Raw genomic sequence first — 18,211 nt, forward strand, 5'->3', positions numbered from 1 at the left:
CCGACGTTCGGAGCGACGCCTAGCGGGCGCGCGCGCGTCGCGCCGCCCGCTTCGCCTCCCGCCACGCCAGCTTGAACGGCGCGCCGGGAGGCAGGTCCGGCGACGCGCGGCGGATCGTCACCTCCGCGAACGCCGCCGATCCGCGCAGGCGGACGACCGGGCCCATGCCGCGCGCCGGCGTCGTGTCGTCCGTGACGCTCCCCATCACCGGGCCGACGTTGACGTCCAGCACCGCGTCGGGCGGCAGCAGCACGCGCACGGTCGAGAAGTAGGCCTCGATCTCGAGCTCGACGCCGTCGCGGAGCACCGCGGTCCGCAGGTCGAAGGTGACCTCGGAGAAGACGGCCAGCGCCTCGGCGCGGGCGCCCGGCGTCCAGCTGCCGCCCATCGTGCGCTGCCCGAAGATGCACGACAGCCGCTCGGCACGGGCCGGCGCCGCCTGGAACGGGAGCGCCGCGGACACGGGGGCCGTCCGTGCCATCGCTGCCGCGCGCGGCGCGCCCAGGTCGGCCACCAGCGCCTCGGCCGCGGCGGGCGTCAGCGTGCCGTAGAGCCGGTCGAGCCGCATCTCGAACTCGCCGGTCGAGAGCGTGTCGTCCGCGTAGCGGTCGGTCAGCAGCCGGATGGCGCGCTCGCGGGCGTCGGCCAGCGCGACCGGAGCCGGCGGCAGGGGGGCGGTCGGGGTGAGGGCGTCGCTCATGGGGCGTCCTACGCACGAGGGGGCGCGGGAGTGTCGCCCGCGCCTCCTCGAATTCGGTGGCCCCGGCGGCCGCTCGGGTCGCGCTCAGACCGCGTGGTCGCGGCGCGCCCCCCGGCCCGGCTGCGGCTGGACCGCGCCACTCCCCGGCGCCTCGGGGGCCCGCGGGAGGAAGAGCTGGTCGTAGAGCACCGCCGCGATCACGCCGCCGACGATCGGGCCCGTCCAGTAGACGACCTGCCCCTCGTAGATCGCGCTCGCGACGGCCGGTCCGAAGGTGCGCGCCGGGTTGAGCGAGGCGCCGGTGAGCGGCGCGAACGCCAGCATGTCGGCGATCACGATCAGCCCGATCGCCAGCCCGCCGAGCTTGGGCGCCTGGGGGTCGACCGCGGTGCCGAAGACGGCGAAGACGAGGAGGAAGGTCGCGATCGCCTCGATCAGGAACGCCTGCCCGCCGTCGATGGCGAGCGCGATGGACGACGTCGTCCCGCGCGCCGCGGCGAAGATGTCGTCGGGGAAGGTCGCCTTGAGCAGGTACGCCGCCGCCATCGCGCCGACGAGCTGCGCGACCACGTAGAGCGCGGCCATCATCGGCTGGATGCGCCGCGTGACGAGGAAGCCGATCGTGACCGCGGGATTGAAGTGCCCCGAGATCCGCAGCGTCGCCGTCACCAGCACCGCGTAGACGATGCCGTGGGCCAGCGCGACGGTGAGCAGGTTGCCCGCGCCCTGCTGGGCCATCATCATCGCGCCCCCGCCGACGTACACGAGGGCGAAGATCCCGATGAACTCCGCGAAGAAGTGCCGCAGCGCATCGCGCATCCGCGCGTCCTCCGTTGAGGGTGGCGTCGCCGCGCGGCGACCCGCTAGCCGTCCGCGCGCTGCATCACGAGGCTGGCGTTGATCCCGCCGAAGCCGAAGCTGTTCGAGAGCGCGACGTCCACCCGCTCCGTGCGCCCCGTGCGCGGAACGTAATCGAGGTCGCAGCCGGCGTCGGGCTCCGCGAGGTTGATGGTGGGCGGCAGCCAGTCGCGCGCGAGCGCCAGCGCCGTGATCGCCGCCTCGAACGCGCCCGAGGCGCCGAGGGCGTGGCCGTAGTAGCCCTTGGTGCTGCTGACCGCCAGCCGCGGCGCGTGCTCCTCGAACACCTGCTTGATCGCCACGGTCTCGGTGGGGTCGTTGAGCGGCGTCGAGCTGCCGTGCGCGTTGACGTACTGCACCTCGTGCGGCGCCAGGTGCGCGTCGGCCAGCGCGAGGCGGATGGCGCGCGCCGCCTGCCGGCCGTCGGGGCGCGGCGCGGTCATGTGGTGCGCGTCGTTCGTCATCCCGAAGCCCGACACCTCGGCGTACACGCGCGCGCCGCGGGCCAGCGCGCGCTCGCGCTCCTCGAGCACCAGCACCGCGCCGCCCTCGCCCATCACGAAGCCGTCGCGGTCGCGGTCGAAGGGGCGCGACGCGGTGCCCGGGTCGTCGTTGCGCGTGCTCATCGCGCGGATGACGGCGAACGCGCCGAAGCAGAGCGGGTGCAGCGGCGCCTCGGAGCCGCCCGCGATCATCACGTCGGCGTAGCCGTCGCGGATCTGCCGGAAGCCCTCGCCGATGGCGATCGTGCCCGACGCGCAGCTCATCGCGTTCGTGGCGTTGGGGCCCATGACGCCCAGCTCGATGGCGATGTTGCAGCTGGCCGCCCCACCGAAGACGGTGAGCGCGAGCAGCGGGTTGAGCCCCTTCGCGCCGTACTTCAGGAAGTCGTGGATCTGCGTCTCCGCGTAGCCGACGCCGCCCAGCGCGGTGCCCATCATCGCGCCCACGCGCTCGCGGTCCTCGGCGTCGAGGTCGATGGCCGCGTCGGCGAGCGCCTGCTGTGCGCTGACGACCGCGAACTGGCTGAAGCGGTCGAGGCGCTTGGCGCGCTTGGCGTCCATGTGGTCGGTGACCACGAAGTCGTCCACCTGCGCGGCGATGCGGCTGCGCCAGATGGATGGGTCGAAGCGCGTCACGGTGGCGACGGCGCTCCGTTCCGCGCGAAGGCCAGCCCACAGCCCGTCGGCGGTGAGGCCGATGGGCGTGATGGCGCCGATGCCGGTGACGACGACGCGACGTGACATGAGAGACCGATGAAGCGAGGAAACGATGCGGCGGACGACGGTGCTTCGGAGGACGATACTGCGGAAGACGGTACGGCGCGAAACGGTCAGGCGGAGGGAGCGGATTCGGCGACCCTCGCGAGGCCGGCGAGCGTGCGCGACGCGATGCCGTGCACGAAGACGGGGCCGATCACCGCGACTGCCGCCGCCGTTCCGATGAGGGGCCAGCGCGGGCCGTCCCAGACGTGCACGATGCGGACGCGGGTGCGCGCATCGTCGCCGGGAGCCGCGCGCTCGAACGTCCACTCGACGTCCATTCCCGCCGTGATGCCGTCGACGTGGCGGTACCGCACGCTCGGCGCCTGCTCGTCGACGGACATCTGCGACAGCCACCACGTGGGCCAGTTCAGCGACCCGAACGGGCGGTTCGCGGACATCTCCACCAGCCCGCCGCCGTCGCGCGTCCGCACGCGAAACTTCACGAAACGGTAGTGCGGCAGGTGGCGCGGCCAGTCCTCGACGTCGCGCGCGAGCGCGAAGATGCGCGCGATCGGCGCGGCGACGACGGCCTCGTCGACGGTCACCATCGAGCGCGTCATGGGCATGCGCCCCAGCTCGTAGGGCCGGCGCGCCTTGTCGGGCCGCGCGGCGGCGGCCCGGTCGGTCGGCGGAGTGGTCATGCGCGCAAAGGTGCGCCGGCGCGCGGCGCGTCGGCAGTGGGGGAGGCGCCATGCGCCGGCGTCCAGCTGGCCACGAGCCGCCAGCCCAGCCGGCGGCGCACGTCGGGCGCGTCCGCACCCGCGGCGCGCGCCAGCGCCTCCAGCTCCGCGGTGGTGAAGCCGCGCCGCACCGACACCACGCCGTCGTGCCGCGTGATGGCGTGGAAGCCGAGCGGCCATGACGCGAGCCAGAAGCCGCCGGCGGCGAGCCACGATCTCCGCAGGTCGCCGACGATCACGCGCGCGCGCGCCACGCGCGACAGCTCGCGCAGCAGCCGCGCCGCATCCGCCTCGGCGAAGTGGTGCAGCAGCTGCGACGCCGTCACGACGTCCACGCTGGCGTCGGCGAAGGGCAGGCGGAAGCCGTCGCCCACGAGCGCGTGCCCGACGCGCGCGCGGCTGGCGCGCGCGAGCGCCTCGCTCAGCTCCAGCCCGACGGTCTCGAGGCGCACGCCGCGTCGGCGCGCGAGCCGCCGCGCATGGAACGGGATGTCGCCGACGCCGGTGCCCACGTCCAGCAGCGTGGCCGCGCGGTCCGTCGGCAGATCGGGCATCGCCGCGTCGAGCGCGCGCAGCACGGCGCGCCGCCCGCCGAACAGCGTGTTCGAGCGCGCGACGTCGTGCAGCGAGCGCACGACGGTCGCGCCGTCGATGCCCGGCTCGTCGAGGAACTCGCGGCCGCGGATGCGGGCGGGCGTCAGCATGCGGCCGCGCGCGTCAGCGCTCGAGCGTGGCGTAGCCGCTGCGATAGTAGAGCAGCGGGCGCTCGTGGCGCGTGCCCACCGCCTCGACGTGGCCGACGACGATCGTGTGGTCGCCGCCCGGGTGCCGCGCGACGACGCGACACTCGAGCCACGCGAGCACGTCGTCGAGCACCGCGACGCCGAGCGCGCCGCGCGTGTAGCCGATGCCGTCGAAGCGGTTGGGTGGGTCGCCGGACGCGAAGCGCCGCGACAGCGCCTCCTGGCCGGCGGAGAGCACGTTGATGGCGAGCGGGGTCCCGTCGACCAGCAGGTCGTGCATCGTCGCCGCGCGGTCGATGCATGCGAGCACGAGGGGCGGCTCCAGCGACAGCGAGCAGAACGCGCTCACCGTCATGCCGTGGTCGCGGCCCTGCGCGTCGAGCGCGGTGACGATCGTGACGCCGGTCGCGAAGCGACCGAGCACGCTGCGGAAGGCGTCGGGATCGACGGCGGGGCGGGGGAGCGCGAGGTCCGGCGCGGCGCCGTCGACGGGCAGCCGGTTGGACGGATCGGAAGGCGCGATCATCCTTGGAAGGTAGTGGCCCGCGCGGCGGTGCCGTCGGCACGCACGCCGAACAGCTCCCACAGGTAGCGGGCGTTGAGCACGGTGGCCGGCGGGACGATGTCGCCCGCGACGCCCACCAGCAGGTCGGCGAGATCGCGCCGGCGCGACAGCGCGCGCGCCGCGCGGTTCACGAGCATCGGGTGCGCGACCGAGAGCGCGATCAGCCGCTCGACCGTCCACTTGCCGCGGAACTCGCGCCGCCGCGCGGCGTCGTAGGCGGCCAGCGCGCGCGCGGCGCGCCGCTCGTCGGCGTGCGCCGCATCCAGCAGTCGCGCCGCCTCCGCCGCGAACGGCGCCAGCAGCTCGCCACCGCGCAGCGCGCTGTACATGCCCTCGCCCGTGAACGGATCGAAGAAGTCGGCCGCGTCGCCCACCAGCGCGGCGCCCGGCGCGTGCGCACGGCGCGCGTGGCTCGCGAACGGCCCGGTCGCGCGCACGGGCGACACGCGCATGGCCTGCGCGAAGCGCGGCGCGAGCTGCGGCGCGCGCGAGAGCCACGCCTCCATGAACTTCGCCGGCGAGCCGTGCGCGGCCAGCCCGCGCCGCGCGACGCCAGCCGGCGCGACCATCGCGACGTTCGTCACGCCGCCGCCGACGTCCGCGATGCCGACGAAGCCGTCGCGCTCGACGTGCATCTCGCCCAGCAGGCCGACGCCGGGCAGCCCGCGCACGTGACACTGGAAGGCGAGTCGACGCGGCCACGGCAGCCGCGCGCCGAGTGAGAGCCGCCGCGCGACGACGGAGCGCAGGCCATCGGCGCCGACGACGAGCGCGGCGTGGAGGTCGCGTGTCGCGCCGTCGGCATCCAGCACGCGCACGCCGGTCGCGCGCCCGCGCGTGCCGTGCGCGCGCAGCACGTCGACCACGCGCGCGCCCTCGTGCACGCGGGCGCCGGCCATGCGTGCGCGCTCGACGAGGATCGCGTCCAGCGTCCGACGGCGGATGGCGAGGCAGCGGTCGCGGAAGCCGCGGAAGCCGTGCGCCGCCGCGTACTCGCCGTGGATCACGTCGCCCGACGGCGCGCGCACCAGCATGCCCGTGAGCCGCGCCGCCTCTGCCTCGACCGCTTCCAGCGCGCCCATCGTCGCGAGGATGCGCGACGCCTGCGGGCTGAGGCACTCCGCGCACGTCTTGTCGCGCGGGAAGCGCGCGCGGTCGAGCACCAGGACGTCGAGTCCCAGCGTGGCCAGCTGCCACGCCGTCGACGCCCCGCCCGGTCCTCCACCGACGACGATCACCTGTGCCGCCCGCGTCATCGCGCCCCCGTCCGCATCGCCACCCCTCCTCGCCCGCTCAGCCGGTCCGCGCGGCTGCCAGCGCCGCCAGCGCGCCCGCCACCGCACCCACCGCCCCACAGAGCACGTTGACCGCGTCGTTGCCCAGCCCCGGCACGCCGCCCGCGCGCTCGGTGCGCGCGCCGCAGTCGTGCTCTGCGCGCTCCGTGCCCACGGCGCACTCCGGGCACCAGCGTCGCTCCTGCACCGCGGCGCCGGCGAGGGTGTCGGCCATCGCGCCCGCGATGCCGCCCGCGAGCGCGCCGAGCGCCGCGTCGCGCGTGCGGCCCGCCAGGACGAGCGCGAGCGCGATGAACGCGGCGCCCCCGAGCATCGCCAGCGTGCCCGGCGTCGAGACCGCGCCGGAGGTCCCTGCCGGCACCGGCCGCCAGCCGCGGAGCGAGCGCGGCGCGCCGCGCGCCAGCGTGCCGATCTCGGTGGCCCACGTGTCCGCCGTCGCCGCGGCGATCGCGCCTGCCGCCGCGCCCGACCAGGCGACGGTCCACGACGCGGGCCAGTCGAGCGCCCACGGGCCGGCGCCCGCGAGCGCCGTCGCCGCGTAGAGGCCGCCGTTGGCGAGCACCTGCGCCGCGTCGCGCGTGCCGCCCTTGGCCACCACGCCGCCGGTGCGCGCGGCCTTCTCGCGGGCGCGCCAGCGCGAGAGCGCGGTGCCCGTGCCGAAGAAGAGCAGGAGCAGCACGCCCCACGTCCATCCCGCCGCCATGGACGCGGTGCCGACGACGACGGCGGCGCTGGCGCCGCTGCGATCGAGCGAGCCCGCGCGATGGGCGCCGAACGCGATGACGAGGGCGATCCCGAGCCCGACGAGCGCGCGCTCGATCACTCGGCGCGGGCGAGCGCGCGCACGCGGGCGTGCAGCGAAGCCGGCGCGCGCTCCTGTCGCAGCCGCTGCCGTCGCAGCGCGACGAGGAGGTGCGACAGCCGCGTGACGTGCGCGCGGCAGCGCGCGCAGCCCTCCAGGTGCCGGCGCACCGCGCCGGCCTCGGCGCCCGACAGCTCGGCGTCGAGGAGACCATGCGCCTGTGCCTCGGACACCGGACACGTCACGGCACCGATGCTCGGCACGCTGGCGAGGGGGGAGTGGGACACGGCGGGGAGGGCGGGGAGGCGTCGCGCAATCTGCGCGGCGACCGGCGCCCGCGGCAGCCGGCGGCCGTCGCCCGGTCAGCGTCCCAGCGCCACCGGAAGTTCCCCTCCCGGACTGGGCGGGTCGGTGATCCGGAGCACGGCGCGCGGCCGCGCGCCAGTGCTTGAACGGCACGGCGCAGTCTGGTAGCTTCGGCCTCCCGCTTCTCGTCTCGCCTGACCATGGCTGCACCGGTCGACGCCCTCCTCCCGCTCAGCCTCCTCGAGGGCGTCCGCGCCGTCGATCGGCCCATCGAAGACCCCGAGACCGAGTTCGTCGCCGAGCTGCGCAACAAGCGCCTCGGGCTGAGCGACACGGTCCTGGCGCAGATCCGCCGCTACGCCGAGGCGGTGCGCCGCGGACAGCGGACCACCACGGACGAGGTCGTCGCGCTCGCGCGCCTCATCGACCGGCGCCCGGACGCCGAGGTGGTCTTCCGCGAGGCCGGCCGCTACCTCGCGGAGCGTGCGTACCGGACGATCGGCGGCACGGCGCGCCGCGGCGTGCGCGCGCTCCCGCGCTTCATGGCGCGTCCACTGGCCGCGCGACAGGCGCGGCGCATCGCGCGGCGCTACCTCGGCGGCCGCGTCGAGCGGGCGGGCAGCGCCCTCGTGCTCGAGGTCCCGCGCCCGCTGACCCTGGACGGCACGAGCGACGGCGCCGGCTGCGCCTTCTACGAGGCGGGCTTCGGCGAGCTGCTGCGACTGCTGGTGGGCCGCGCCGACGCCGTGGCTCACGAGCAGTGCTCCGCGCGCGGCGAGGGGCGGTGTAGATGGCGGATCGAGTTTCCGTAGGCGCGATGCTGCGGAGGACGGAACGGCGGAAGGCGATACGGCGTGACACGAAGAGGCGGACGCTCTGAGCTTCAGGCTCGAAGCGTCCGCTTTTCCGTTTCACGCCGTTCCGTCCTCCGCTGTATCGTTCTCCGCCGTTCCGTCCTCCGCCTTTTTAGGTTCCGGTCATGCTGAGCGAAACGACGCTTCCGAGCTTCCAGTCCGCCATCGCCGACGCGGGCCTCGACGGGTGGCTGCTGTTCGACTTCCGCGGCACGAACCCGATCGCGGGGGGGCTGCTCGGCTTCGGGCACCTGATGCTGACGCGGCGCATCTTCGTGTGGGTGCCGCGCGAGGGGACGCCGGTCGCGGTGACGCACGCGATCGAGCAGGCGCCGTGGGCGCGCTGGCCGGCGGCGTGGCGCAAGGAGGTCTACAGCTCGTGGCGCACGCTCGAGGCGGCGGTCGGCGCGCTCGTCGCGGGCAGGCGCGTCGCGATGGAGTACTCGCCGGGCGACGCGGTGCCGTACGTCGATCGCGTGCCCGGCGGCGTGCTCGATCTGGTGCGCGCGCAGGGCGCGACGATCGCGACCAGCGGGGAGCTGGTGAGCCGGCTGTTCGCGGTGTGGACGCCCGCGCAGCTCGATGCCCACCGCCGCGCGGCCGAGATCATCGCCGACGTCGCGCGCCGCGCGCTGACGCTGGCCGGTGAGCGTGCGCGCGGCGCGACGCCGCTGCACGAGCACGAGCTGCAGCAGTGGATCCTCGACGCGTTCGCGCGCGCGGGGCTGGAGCGGCCGGACCACGGACCGAACGTCTCCGTCGGCGCGCACGCGGCCAATCCGCACTACGAGCCGTCGGCCGCCGCGCCGCAGGCCATCCGCGAGGGCGACGTCGTGCTGCTGGACCTGTGGGCGGCGTTCGCGGGCACGCCGCACGCCGACCAGACGTGGATGGCGAGCGTCGGCGCGCCGAGCGAGCGTGCGGTGAGCGTGTGGACCGCGGTGCGCGACGCGCGCGACGCGGCGATCGCGCTGCTCACCGAACGCGTCGCCGCGGGCGCGCCCGTGCGCGGCGCCGAGGCCGACGACGCGGCGCGTGCCGTCATCGAGGCGCGCGGCTTCGGGCCGTACTTTGTGCATCGCACCGGCCACTCCATCGACGCCCGCGAGCTGCACGGCTCCGGCCCGCACCTCGACAACCTGGAGTCGCGCGACGAGCGGCTGCTCATCCCCGGCGTGGGCTTCTCGATCGAGCCGGGGATCTACGTGCCGGGCGAGATCGGGATGCGGTCGGAGGTCAATGCGTACGTGGGGGAGGAGGGGCTGGTCGTGACGCCGGTGGAGTATCAGCGCGACCTGCTCGTCGTCTGAGGCGGCGGAGGACGAAAGGGCGGAGAACGGAGAGGCGGAGGACGGAACGGCGTGAAACGATGAAGCGGACGCTCTGAGCTCTAGGCTCGAAGCGTCCGCTTTTCCGTATCACGCCGTATCGTCCTCCGCCCTTCCGTCCTCCGCCCCTCGGTCCTCCGCCTAGTTGTTCCCGTAGTACGCTTTGATACAGCGCGTCACCAGCTGCTCGCGGAACCGCGCGCTCTCCAGGCGTCGCTCGGGATCGTCGAGCTGCGGCATCTCCTGCAGCAGCGACTTCACCTCGATCAGCACGTCCTCGGCCCGCAGCGCGCGGTCGCGCGCCTCGCGCACCAGCGTGTCCATCGCGCGTCCGAGCTGCCCATCCGCGGACGCCGGCGCGGTCCACAGCAGGAGCACCGCGTCGCGCAGGTCGGAGACCGTCTGGTCGGAGAGGCGTGGTCGCTCGGGCGTCGAGCGCGAATCGAAGGCCATCATTGCGGACGGGACGACGTGACGCGCGAGGGGAGGAAGGACAACGCCCACGGAGTGGCGGCACGCCGTCATTTGCAGCCGGCGTGCCCGTCCGAGCGGACAACATACGTTTGGTGCGCAGGGGCGTCAAACGCGGGGCGGCTGATGCCGAGACTCGCGAGCAGACGCGGAGGACGGTGCATGGCTTGCAGCGCCCCCGGCCGGCCCGCCCGTGCTGTAGGGCCGAGTCCGCTCGCACCGAGCGACGCTCACTACCCGTGCTTCGCCGTCCGTGTCCGCTCACCAACCCACGGTCCGAGTCCTCGTCCTCGCGCGAGAGGCCGTCATCGCCGCCCTCGTCGGCATGCTGCTGGAGCTGGAGGATTACGAGCCGGTGTTCGCCGCGCCCGACGAGCGTCCCGAGGACGCCATCCGGCGCCTGCGGCCGCCGCTGATCGTGGTGCTCGACGGACAGCTGCCGGAGGCGCGGTCGGACCTCTTCTTCGCCCGTTGCGCGCAGAGCGGCGCGCGCGTCTGCCTGTTCGGCGAGCCGGTCGTCGTCGACGAGGTGCGCGCCGCGGCGCGCGCGCGCCGGCTCGGCTTCTTCGCGATGCCCGTGGATCGGCGCGAGCTCGGCGCCGCGCTGGCGCTCGCGCAGACCGGGAGCGACTGAACGCCGACCGGTGCGCGGCGCGCCGCTTGCGCGAGGGCCTGCCCGGGCGCGGGCGCCATCCCGTCCGGTTAGCTTCCCCGGCTCGCCGTCGCCGTCCACCTGCCGCAGCACCGCCTTCGTGTTTGCCTCGCCGCTCCCGCCGTCGCTCGCCGCCTCCGTCGCCCGCCTGACGCGCGCGCTCCCGATCGCCGGCGCCCTGACGAGCCTCGCGCTGGCGGTGGCCTGCTCCGACGGCGAGTCGCACGCGGTGCGCACCGCGCGCGCCGACGAGAGCCGCCCGCGCGCGAAGGCGCCGAACGACGTCACGCTGCCGGGCGTCGCGCCGGTGCCGGGCGGCTACCAGGTGCGCGCCGTGACCGACGGCGGCCAGATCGTCGGCGTGGTCAGCCTCGGCGGCGACGCGCCGGCCGACACGACGGTGCGCCCCGACGCGGCGCTCGCCCGGCCGTGCGGCGCGACGCTCGTGGACCGCGCGGTGTCGCATCGCGGCACGTTCGTCGAGGGCGCGATCGTCTGGCTGGCCGACGTGAAGAGCGGCAAGGCGCTCTCCGCGCCGCGCCGGCACGAGCTGACGCTGGAGCGCTGCCAGCTGCAGCCGCGCGTCGCCGCGCTGCCCGCGGGCGCGACGCTCAACGTGAAGGGGCGCGACCCGCTCTCGCTGCGCCTGCGCGCGACGGCGTGGCCATCGGGCGAGACGCGCGCGACGTGGCGCATGACCGACGCGGGGCAGGTCGTGCCCGACGACCGCGTGCTCGCCGACGCGGGCACGCTCGAGGTGCGCGGCGAGTCGCTGCCGTGGGTGCGCGCGTGGCTGCTGGTGTTCGACCAGCCGTACTACGCGCAGACGAACGCCGCGGGCGCGTTCACGCTCGACTCGGTGCCGGCGGGCCAGTACACGCTGGTGGCGTGGCATCCGCGGCTCGGCCGCGTGGAGCAGGCGGTGACGGTGAGCGCGGGGCAGACGGCGACGGTGCCGGTGACGCTCGGCAAGTAAGCCCTGCGTGGTGCGTGTGGGCTCCGTGCCCTCGGCGGCCGACGTCGTGGCGGGCATGCACGAACTACGCGTTGGGATGCGGATGCTTCGGATGGGAGCGGATCATTCGGATCGCTCCGCGCAGCGCACGGTGCGTCGCCGCCAGGCGGAGCGATCCGACGCATCCTCGTTCAGATCCGGAGCATCCGCACCCGCAGTTCGCCGACCGGTGCCCGGCGCGCCGGACCCTGAACGACGAACTGCTTCGACAGGATGACAGGATGACGAGGAGGCTCCGCACCGGCGCCTGGAACGTCGCGCCACACGGAGCCTCCCGGTCATACCGTCATCAAGTCTTGCAGTGGTCGTTCAGGTCCGGCGCGACGATCCAGGCCGCGCAGCACGCAGCACGCAGCGTCGTTCAGGCCCCGACGACGTCCTCCGCCCGGAACTGCCCGTTGTAGAGCGACGCGTACGCGCCGCCCTGCGCCAGCAGCTCGGCGTGCGTCCCTTCCTCGACGACGCGGCCCTGGTCGAGCACCACGACGCGGTCCGCGCGGCGCACGGTGCTGAGGCGGTGCGCGATGATGAGCGTCGTCCGTCCCTGCAGCAGCTCCTCCAGCGCCTCCTCCACGAGCCGCTCGCTCTCGGTGTCGAGCGACGACGTCGCCTCGTCGAGCACGACGACCGCGGGATCCTTGAGGAAGACGCGCGCGATCGCGATGCGCTGGCGCTGCCCGCCGCTCAGCTTCACGCCGCGCTCGCCCACCGGCGTCGCGTAGCCCTGCGGCAGCCGCACCACGAACTCGTGCGCGTGTGCCGCGCGCGACGCCGCCTCGATCTCCGCGTCGCTCGCGCCCGGACGCGCGAGGGCGATGTTGTCGCGCACCGAGCCGCTGAACAGCGCCGGCTCCTGCGGCACCACGCCGATCGCGCCACGCAGGTCGGCGAACGACAGCTCGCGCACGTCGTGGCCGTCGAGCGTCACGCGCCCGCCGGTGACGTCCCAGAAGCGCGGCAGCAGCGACGCGACGGTCGTCTTGCCCGCGCCCGAGCGGCCCACCAGCGCCACCACCTCGCCGGGCGCGGCGCGCAGCGTCACGCCGTGCAGCACGTCGGGCAGCCCATCGGCGTAGCGGAAGTGCACGTCCTCCAGGGCGACGGCGACGCCCGTCGCGCCGCGCCCCGACTGACGCGCGAGCGGCACCGGATGCGCCGGCTCGGCCACCGTCGGCGCGGTGTCGAGCAGCTCGAACACGCGCTGCGCGGCGCCGATCGCCTCCTGGAAGTGCCCGAACAGCGACGCCAGCGAGCCGACCGCCGCGGCGATGAAGAAGGCGTAGAAGAGGAACTGCACGAGCGCGCCGGCCGTCAGCGTCCCCGCGAGCACGCGGCGGCCGCCCATCCAGAGCACCGCCGTGACGCCCGCGAACGCGACGAAGCCCACGACGCCGAAGAAGAGCGCGCGCAGCCGCGCGCGCGCGACCGCCGCGTCCACCACGCCGCCGAGGAGCGCCTGGTAGCGCCGCGTCTCCTCGCCCTCGCGCACGAAGCTCTGCACCGTGCGGATCTGCCCGAACACCTCGTCGGCCAGCGCGGTGGAATCGGCCACGCGGTCCTGCACGCCCGTGCTGGCGCGCCGCAGCAGCCGCGCGAACACGAACGCCACCGCCACCACGACCGGCGCGACGGCGATGATCGTCAGCGTCAGCGTCGGGTCCGTGAGCGTCAGCAGCAGCACGCCGCCGACGAGGAAGAGGACCTGGCGCGTGAACTCCGAGACCCACGTGTTCAGGACGCTCTGCAGCAGCACGAGGTCCGACGACAGGCGGCTCGTGAGCTCGCCCGTGCGGCGCTCGGTGAAGAAGCCCGGCGACAGGCGCACGAGGTGCGCGAACAGCGCCTCGCGCAGCCGCGCCAGCACGTGCTCGGTGGCGGAGCTGAGCAGCAGCACCTGCACGTAGTTCATCACGCCCTGCACGGCGAACACCGCCAGCAGGCCGAGCGCCATCCGGTCGAGGCGCGCGCGGCTGCCGTCGCGGAACGCGGCGTCGAGCAGCTCGCGCACGACGCGCGGGAACACCAGCCCCGCCGCCGCGGCGACGAGCAGGCAGACGAACGCGATCGCCAGGCGGCCCGCGTGCGGCCGCAGGTAGGGGAGCAGGCGGGCGAGTGGGCGCGGCGAGACCGGCCGGCGCGACGGGCGCGCCGGCGACGACGCGTCGCTCACGCGCGGCCGAGCAGCCAGTGACGCAGCGCGTAGCCCTCGACGCTCACGCGGCCGCCCGCGCGGCGCGCGCCTTCCAGGCGGTCGAGCACCACGTCACACGCGGCCTCGAAGCCGTGCGGCGCGCCGGGCGCGGGGAGCGCGCGCACGGCCACGCGTCCGTCGCGCGGGCGCGCGAGCTCGTAGACGCAGTCGGGCTCCCCGTCGCCGCCGGCGACGTGCACCGCGAGCAGCTCGGCGTCGGTCGACGAGGGGAGGGGCGTGGGATCGTAGGACATCGGATCAGCCGATCGCGCGGTCGATGACCATCGCGACGAAGAGGAGCGCGAGGTAGAGGAGCGAGTACTTGTACGTCCACCACGCGGCCTTGGTCCAGATCTCGTGCTGCCGGTCGAGCGACCGCACGCGCAGCACGCCGCGCAGCAGCAGCCCGCCGAGCACGATCGCGCTCGCGAGGTAGATCAGGCCGAAGGCGCCGAACGCCACCGGGAGGATCGTCAGCGCGAGCAGGACGACCGTGTACCAGAGCATCTGGTCCATCGTCTCGCGCTCGCCCCACACGAGCGGCGCCATCGGGATCCCGGCGCGGCCGTAGTCCTTCTGCTTCAGGAGCGCGAGCGCCCAGAAGTGCGGCGGCGTCCAGTAGAAGATGATCAGGAACAGGTACAGCGCCGCGAGATCCAGGCGTCCCGTGACCGCCGCCCAGCCGACGAGCGGCGGGAACGCGCCCGCCGCGCCGCCGATGACGATGTTCGACGGCGACGAGCGCTTGAGCCAGCGCGTGTAGATGAAGACGTAGAAGTAGAAGCCGGCCAGCGCGAGCAGCGCGGTGAGCACGTTGACGAAGTGCGCCAGCATCCACGTCGCCGTCGTCGCCAGCAGCACGCCGAACGCGAGCACCGCCTGCGGCGCCATGCGGCCGCTGGGGATGGGGCGCAGCCGCGTGCGCGACATGACGTCGTCGATGTCGCGGTCGAGGTACATGTTGACCGCGTTCGCGCCGCCGGCCATCAGGTAGCCGCCGAGCGTGACGATCAGCACCGTCCACCAGCTCGGGCGCCCGGCGACGAACATCGGCGCGACGGTCGTCACCAGCAGCAGCGAGATGATGCGCGGCTTGGTGAGCGCGACGAGGTCGCGGGTGAGCGACGTGGAACGCGCCTCCTCGATCACGGCGCCGGTCATCGGGCGGGCTCCAGGAGCGTCGCGCGTGGAGCGTCGAGCGTCGAGGGGCTCGTCGCCGCACGCGGGGCGCGGCGGTCGGCGGCGCGCCGCGCCACGTACGCCATCGTGAACGTCGCGAGCCAGATCGCGATGCCGGTCGCCTGGTGCAGCGAGCGCACGTGCGACGGGAAGCCGCCGAGCACCATCCACGCGGCCCACGCGACCTGCAGCAGGCCGAGGGCCGCGGCGATCGCGGCCAGGCGGCGCACCGTGAGCGCCTCGCCGCGCTTGCGGAAGGCGAACGGGAGGCCGATCAGGTGCAGCACGAGCAGGTAGGCGAGCACGCGGTGCGTCAGCTGCACGTGCTGCGGCCCGCCGCCCAGCGAGCCGTCGCCGCAGAGCGGGAAGCCCGCGCACGCGACCGCGGCGTCCGGGATCTTGGCGGTGAAGGCGCCCATCGTCACGACGACGATCGCCAGCGTGGCGGCCACCGCCGCGCCGCGCGCGGCCTTCGGCGTCCCGCTGCCGGGCGTCGCCTGCGCGGCGCCGAGGCCCCCGGCGCGCACCGCGGTCGCGGCCAGCGTGGCCAGAAGCGATGCGGCGATGAGCTTGTGCACCACCGTGGCCCAGGGCGGGTTGACGGTGAACACCGTCACCGCGCCGAAGCCCGCCGCGAAGAGCACGAGGCCGAGCGAGAGCAGCGAGGCGCGCAGCGCGCCGCCCGCGCCGCCCACGCGCGCGCGGCGACGCCAGGCGAGCGTGACGAGCACGCCCACCGCGACGATCAGCACCGAGGCGAGCAGGCGGTGCGTCCACTCGATGACGAGGATCGGGAGGTCGAGCGGCGGGAACCAGTACTCCTGGCCCGTGCGCGGATCGGCGCAGCGCGGCCAGCGGTCCTTGCACCCCATGCCGGAGCCCGAGATGCGGACGATGGCGCCGAAGACGACGTGCACGAAGGCGACGAACAGCGCGACGACGGCGGCGCGGCGCACCGCCACGGCCTCGCGGGTGGCGGCGGGGCTCACGCGCGCACCTCGGCGACGGCGGGCGTCGCCGCGGCGGCGGCGGGGTGCATCGTGCGCCACGTCAGCACCAGCACGCCGGCGACCGCGAGGGCGGGCAGGAGCGCCCACGCCAGCTCGGCGGGGCGGCGGGCCGGGGCCACGCGCGCGCCGGCGGGGAGCTCGGGCTGGCGGGCCACCAGGACCGAGCGCGTGATCGCGACCTGGGCGACGGCGCAGGCGACGACGGCGATCCAGAAGACCGCGTCGGCGACGTTCGGGCTCATATCGATGCCATCCACGCGGCCGGCTCGCACCGGGCAGGCGCCCGGCGGGCGGCCGCGAACTGGGACAGAAGAAGTCGGAGTCGAGCCCGTGAAAGGTCGCCGCGCGGGGCGGCGACTTCAAGCGGCGGGGGACCCCCGCGTGCCGGCGCCGCCGGCCGGCAACTGCTTGGCCGGCCGCAGGATGCGCGGCGGGTGCGGATTCGGTTCACGGGGCGCCCGCGGCCCCTGCGCCCACTGACCGCCGCGTGGTCCGCGCGTTACCGTTGGCGCCATGTCCGCAATCCGCTCGCCAGCCGGCGACGTCGCCGCGCCCGTCGTCGACGCCGACTCCGGCCGCACGCCCGGCTCCCGGAGCACGCTCCCGCGCCAGATCGGCCTCTGGAGCGCCGTCGCGGTGCTCATCGGCTCGACCATCGGCTCGGGGATCTTCCGATCGCCCGCCGGGATCGCGGAGCGCCTCCCCGGCCCGCTGCCGATGTTCTCGGTCTGGATCGTGGGCGGGCTGTTCGCGCTCTGCGGCGCGCTGACGCTGGCCGAGATCGCGAGCGGCCGCCCCGAGACGGGCGGGATCTACGTCTTCATCCGCGACGGGTGGGGCCGACTGCCGGCCTTCCTCTTCGGATGGGCCGAGCTCTCCGTGATCCGCGCCGCCTCGCTCGGCGCGATCTCGACGACGTTCGCCGAGTACGCGCTGCGGGTGCTCGGCTACGACCCGTCGCGGGCGCCGTACGACGACTGGGTGCACTGGGTCGCGGCGGGGGCGATCATCGTCACCTCCGTGTTCAACTACCGGGGCGCGAAGACCGGCTCGCTGGTGCAGAACATCACCACCATCGCCAAGTACGGCGGGCTGCTCTTCATCATCCTGCTGGCGCTGGCGATCGGGCTGCCGCAGACGGGCGGGGCGAACTTCACCCCCGCCAACCCGCCGGGCAGCTTCGCCGTCGGGGCGTTCGGGCTGGCGCTGGTGAGCGCGCTGTGGGCGTTCGACGGGTGGGCGGACCTCAGCTTCGTGGCCGGCGAGGTGAAGGACCCGCGCCGCACGCTGCCGCGGGCGCTCATCATCGGCACGGTGCTGGTGATCGCGATCTACCTGCTGGCCAACGTCGCCTACCTCGCGGTCATGTCGATCGACGAGATCCGGGCGTCGCGGCTGGTGGCGGCGGACGTGGCGCAGCGGCTGATCGGGGCGCCGGGCGTGGTGTTCGTGGCGGTCACGGTGATGCTCTCGACCTTCGGGACGCTGAACGGGACGCTGCTGACGGGGCCGCGCATCTTCTTCGCGATGGCCGACGACCGGCTCTTCTTCGAGCCGGTGGCGCGGGTGCACCCGCGCTTCCAGAGCCCGTACGTCGCCATCCTCATGACGGCGGGGCTGGGCGTGGCGTTCGTGATGCTGCGGACGTTCGAGCAGCTGGCCGACGCCTTCGTGACGGCGATCGTGCCGTTCTACGCCCTGGGCGTGGCGGCGATCTTCCGCCTCCGGAAGCAGGCCGGCTACCAGCCGCCCTTCCGGGTGCCGCTCTACCCAATCGTGCCGCTGCTCTTCATCGCGGCCTCGCTGTACCTGCTGGGGAACGCCCTCCTCGATCCGGCCAGCCGGTGGGCGACGGCGGGGACGCTGGGGATGGTGCTGCTGGGCGTCCCGCTCTACTACCTGACGGTCGGCCGCCGGGGGCGCTGAGCGGCCCGGGGGAGCACGCCGGGAATGATCGCCCGGGTGACCCCGTCCGCGGGACGGACCGGCCGCGCGCCGTGACCGGCCGCACGCTCCCGGGGTCCACTTGCGGCGTGGGGACCAGCTCGAGCCCGTGACCGCCCGGTGACGGGGTCGCGTTGACCCCCACGCGCGAGCCCGGCTAGCTTTGGGGCGCGTGAAACCGGTGCGGGCCCCGCCAGCCGTTCCCACCTCCCTGGGGCGTCGCACCCGAAGTTCCTCGGCTCGTGGCCGTGTCCACGACTCGCGGAGCGTCCGCCGGGCCGGGTGTTGCAGCGTCACGCGCTGCAGCGACGCATCGCTCCGAACGCCGTCGGCGGCATCACTCCTCACTTCGG

Annotated in this window: 19 protein-coding genes and 1 pseudogene; 5 read left to right on the forward strand and 15 right to left on the reverse strand. The window is 74.8% G+C overall.

The features are described from left to right. Window positions 1-19 precede the first annotated feature (19 nt). The 9 genes from rosag_RS04440 to rosag_RS04480 all read right to left on the reverse strand — a co-directional run bounded on the left by rosag_RS04440 (window position 20) and on the right by rosag_RS04480 (window position 7,195). The gene (locus rosag_RS04440) at window positions 20-700 is read right to left on the reverse strand and encodes a DUF1707 domain-containing protein (protein ID WP_284348833.1); all 681 of its coding nucleotides are present in this window, start codon (window positions 698-700) and stop codon (window positions 20-22) included. An 84-nt stretch (window positions 701-784) separates the two neighbouring features. Next, window positions 785-1,519, reverse strand: coding sequence for an MIP/aquaporin family protein (locus tag rosag_RS04445; RefSeq protein ID WP_284348834.1), 735 nt, complete (start codon window positions 1,517-1,519; stop codon window positions 785-787). A 44-nt stretch (window positions 1,520-1,563) separates the two neighbouring features. Further along, window positions 1,564-2,805 carry a beta-ketoacyl-ACP synthase II gene (fabF, locus tag rosag_RS04450; protein WP_284348835.1) on the reverse strand — a complete coding sequence of 414 codons (1,242 nt, stop codon included), beginning with the start codon at window positions 2,803-2,805 and terminating at the stop codon, window positions 1,564-1,566. Between the two features lie 86 nt (window positions 2,806-2,891). Beyond that, window positions 2,892-3,464: an SRPBCC family protein gene (locus tag rosag_RS04455; protein ID WP_284348836.1), complete on the reverse strand. Its 573-nt coding sequence runs from the start codon at window positions 3,462-3,464 to the stop codon at window positions 2,892-2,894. After that, a complete protein-coding gene (locus rosag_RS04460; RefSeq protein ID WP_284348837.1) occupies window positions 3,461-4,207 on the reverse strand; it encodes a methyltransferase domain-containing protein in 747 nt (248 codons plus the stop codon). Before rosag_RS04460 ends, rosag_RS04455 begins: the two co-directional genes overlap by 4 nt. A gap of 13 nt (window positions 4,208-4,220) precedes the next feature. Continuing rightward, window positions 4,221-4,772, reverse strand: a complete 552-nt coding sequence (locus rosag_RS04465; protein ID WP_284348838.1) for a flavin reductase family protein — start codon at window positions 4,770-4,772, stop codon at window positions 4,221-4,223. Continuing rightward, window positions 4,769-6,067, reverse strand: coding sequence for an NAD(P)/FAD-dependent oxidoreductase (locus rosag_RS04470; protein WP_284348839.1), 1,299 nt, complete (start codon window positions 6,065-6,067; stop codon window positions 4,769-4,771). Before rosag_RS04470 ends, rosag_RS04465 begins: the two co-directional genes overlap by 4 nt. A 37-nt stretch (window positions 6,068-6,104) precedes the next feature. Continuing rightward, window positions 6,105-6,929: a DUF92 domain-containing protein gene (locus tag rosag_RS04475; RefSeq protein ID WP_284348840.1), complete on the reverse strand. Its 825-nt coding sequence runs from the start codon at window positions 6,927-6,929 to the stop codon at window positions 6,105-6,107. Further along, window positions 6,926-7,195 carry an anti-sigma factor family protein gene (locus rosag_RS04480; protein WP_284348841.1) on the reverse strand — a complete coding sequence of 90 codons (270 nt, stop codon included), beginning with the start codon at window positions 7,193-7,195 and terminating at the stop codon, window positions 6,926-6,928. Before rosag_RS04480 ends, rosag_RS04475 begins: the two co-directional genes overlap by 4 nt. A gap of 219 nt (window positions 7,196-7,414) precedes the next feature. On the opposite strand from rosag_RS04480, the gene rosag_RS04485 reads away from it, so the two are divergent. After that, window positions 7,415-8,026 carry a hypothetical protein gene (locus tag rosag_RS04485; protein WP_284348842.1) on the forward strand — a complete coding sequence of 204 codons (612 nt, stop codon included), beginning with the start codon at window positions 7,415-7,417 and terminating at the stop codon, window positions 8,024-8,026. A gap of 167 nt (window positions 8,027-8,193) precedes the next feature. After that, on the forward strand, window positions 8,194-9,378 hold the full coding sequence (locus rosag_RS04490; protein WP_284348843.1) for a M24 family metallopeptidase: 1,185 nt from the start codon (window positions 8,194-8,196) through the stop codon (window positions 9,376-9,378). Between the two features lie 159 nt (window positions 9,379-9,537). Here rosag_RS04490 and rosag_RS04495 read toward each other — a convergent pair whose 3' ends face one another. Beyond that, window positions 9,538-9,852 (reverse strand): hypothetical protein, encoded by a 315-nt coding sequence (locus rosag_RS04495; protein WP_284348844.1) that lies wholly within the window; start codon window positions 9,850-9,852, stop codon window positions 9,538-9,540. 268 nt (window positions 9,853-10,120) lie between these two features. Here rosag_RS04495 and rosag_RS04500 point away from each other — a divergent pair, with 268 nt between their 5' ends. Beyond that, window positions 10,121-10,501: a response regulator gene (locus rosag_RS04500; protein WP_284348845.1), complete on the forward strand. Its 381-nt coding sequence runs from the start codon at window positions 10,121-10,123 to the stop codon at window positions 10,499-10,501. Between the two features lie 118 nt (window positions 10,502-10,619). Then, a complete protein-coding gene (locus rosag_RS04505) occupies window positions 10,620-11,495 on the forward strand; it encodes a carboxypeptidase regulatory-like domain-containing protein (protein WP_284348846.1) in 876 nt (291 codons plus the stop codon). 400 nt (window positions 11,496-11,895) lie between these two features. Here the strand turns inward: rosag_RS04505 and rosag_RS04510 are convergent, their stop codons facing one another. The 5 genes and pseudogenes from rosag_RS04510 to rosag_RS04530 form a co-directional block, all read right to left on the reverse strand. Beyond that, a complete protein-coding gene (locus tag rosag_RS04510; RefSeq protein ID WP_284348847.1) occupies window positions 11,896-13,704 on the reverse strand; it encodes an ABC transporter ATP-binding protein in 1,809 nt (602 codons plus the stop codon). Next, window positions 13,701-13,979 (reverse strand): hypothetical protein, encoded by a 279-nt coding sequence (locus tag rosag_RS04515; RefSeq protein ID WP_284348848.1) that lies wholly within the window; start codon window positions 13,977-13,979, stop codon window positions 13,701-13,703. The genes rosag_RS04510 and rosag_RS04515 overlap by 4 nt, the downstream gene beginning before the upstream one ends. Window positions 13,980-13,983: 4 nt before the next feature. After that, window positions 13,984-14,838 (reverse strand): annotated as a pseudogene (locus rosag_RS04520) (heme o synthase); the annotation flags it as partial. A gap of 44 nt (window positions 14,839-14,882) precedes the next feature. After that, window positions 14,883-15,893, reverse strand: a complete 1,011-nt coding sequence (locus rosag_RS04525) for a COX15/CtaA family protein (protein ID WP_284348850.1) — start codon at window positions 15,891-15,893, stop codon at window positions 14,883-14,885. Next, window positions 15,890-16,156 (reverse strand): hypothetical protein, encoded by a 267-nt coding sequence (locus rosag_RS04530; RefSeq protein WP_284348851.1) that lies wholly within the window; start codon window positions 16,154-16,156, stop codon window positions 15,890-15,892. The genes rosag_RS04525 and rosag_RS04530 overlap by 4 nt, the downstream gene beginning before the upstream one ends. A gap of 271 nt (window positions 16,157-16,427) precedes the next feature. On the opposite strand from rosag_RS04530, the gene rosag_RS04535 reads away from it, so the two are divergent. Beyond that, on the forward strand, window positions 16,428-17,840 hold the full coding sequence (locus rosag_RS04535; RefSeq protein WP_284348852.1) for an APC family permease: 1,413 nt from the start codon (window positions 16,428-16,430) through the stop codon (window positions 17,838-17,840). Window positions 17,841-18,211: the final 371 nt, after the last annotated feature.

It is taken from the genome of Roseisolibacter agri (assembly GCF_030159095.1).
Classification (GTDB): Bacteria; Gemmatimonadota; Gemmatimonadetes; order Gemmatimonadales; family Gemmatimonadaceae; genus Roseisolibacter; species Roseisolibacter agri.

Coding starts and splice junctions, on each gene's coding strand:
- rosag_RS04440 (WP_284348833.1), bottom strand. CDS start 700: ATGAGCGACGCCCTCACCCCGACCGCCCCCCTGCCGCCGGCTCCGGTC.
- rosag_RS04445 (WP_284348834.1), bottom strand. CDS start 1,519: ATGCGCGATGCGCTGCGGCACTTCTTCGCGGAGTTCATCGGGATCTTC.
- fabF (WP_284348835.1), bottom strand. CDS start 2,805: ATGTCACGTCGCGTCGTCGTCACCGGCATCGGCGCCATCACGCCCATC.
- rosag_RS04455 (WP_284348836.1), bottom strand. CDS start 3,464: ATGACCACTCCGCCGACCGACCGGGCCGCCGCCGCGCGGCCCGACAAG.
- rosag_RS04460 (WP_284348837.1), bottom strand. CDS start 4,207: ATGCTGACGCCCGCCCGCATCCGCGGCCGCGAGTTCCTCGACGAGCCG.
- rosag_RS04465 (WP_284348838.1), bottom strand. CDS start 4,772: ATGATCGCGCCTTCCGATCCGTCCAACCGGCTGCCCGTCGACGGCGCC.
- rosag_RS04470 (WP_284348839.1), bottom strand. CDS start 6,067: ATGACGCGGGCGGCACAGGTGATCGTCGTCGGTGGAGGACCGGGCGGG.
- rosag_RS04485 (WP_284348842.1), top strand. CDS start 7,415: ATGGCTGCACCGGTCGACGCCCTCCTCCCGCTCAGCCTCCTCGAGGGC.
- rosag_RS04490 (WP_284348843.1), top strand. CDS start 8,194: ATGCTGAGCGAAACGACGCTTCCGAGCTTCCAGTCCGCCATCGCCGAC.
- rosag_RS04495 (WP_284348844.1), bottom strand. CDS start 9,852: ATGATGGCCTTCGATTCGCGCTCGACGCCCGAGCGACCACGCCTCTCC.
- rosag_RS04515 (WP_284348848.1), bottom strand. CDS start 13,979: ATGTCCTACGATCCCACGCCCCTCCCCTCGTCGACCGACGCCGAGCTG.
- rosag_RS04530 (WP_284348851.1), bottom strand. CDS start 16,156: ATGAGCCCGAACGTCGCCGACGCGGTCTTCTGGATCGCCGTCGTCGCC.
- rosag_RS04535 (WP_284348852.1), top strand. CDS start 16,428: ATGTCCGCAATCCGCTCGCCAGCCGGCGACGTCGCCGCGCCCGTCGTC.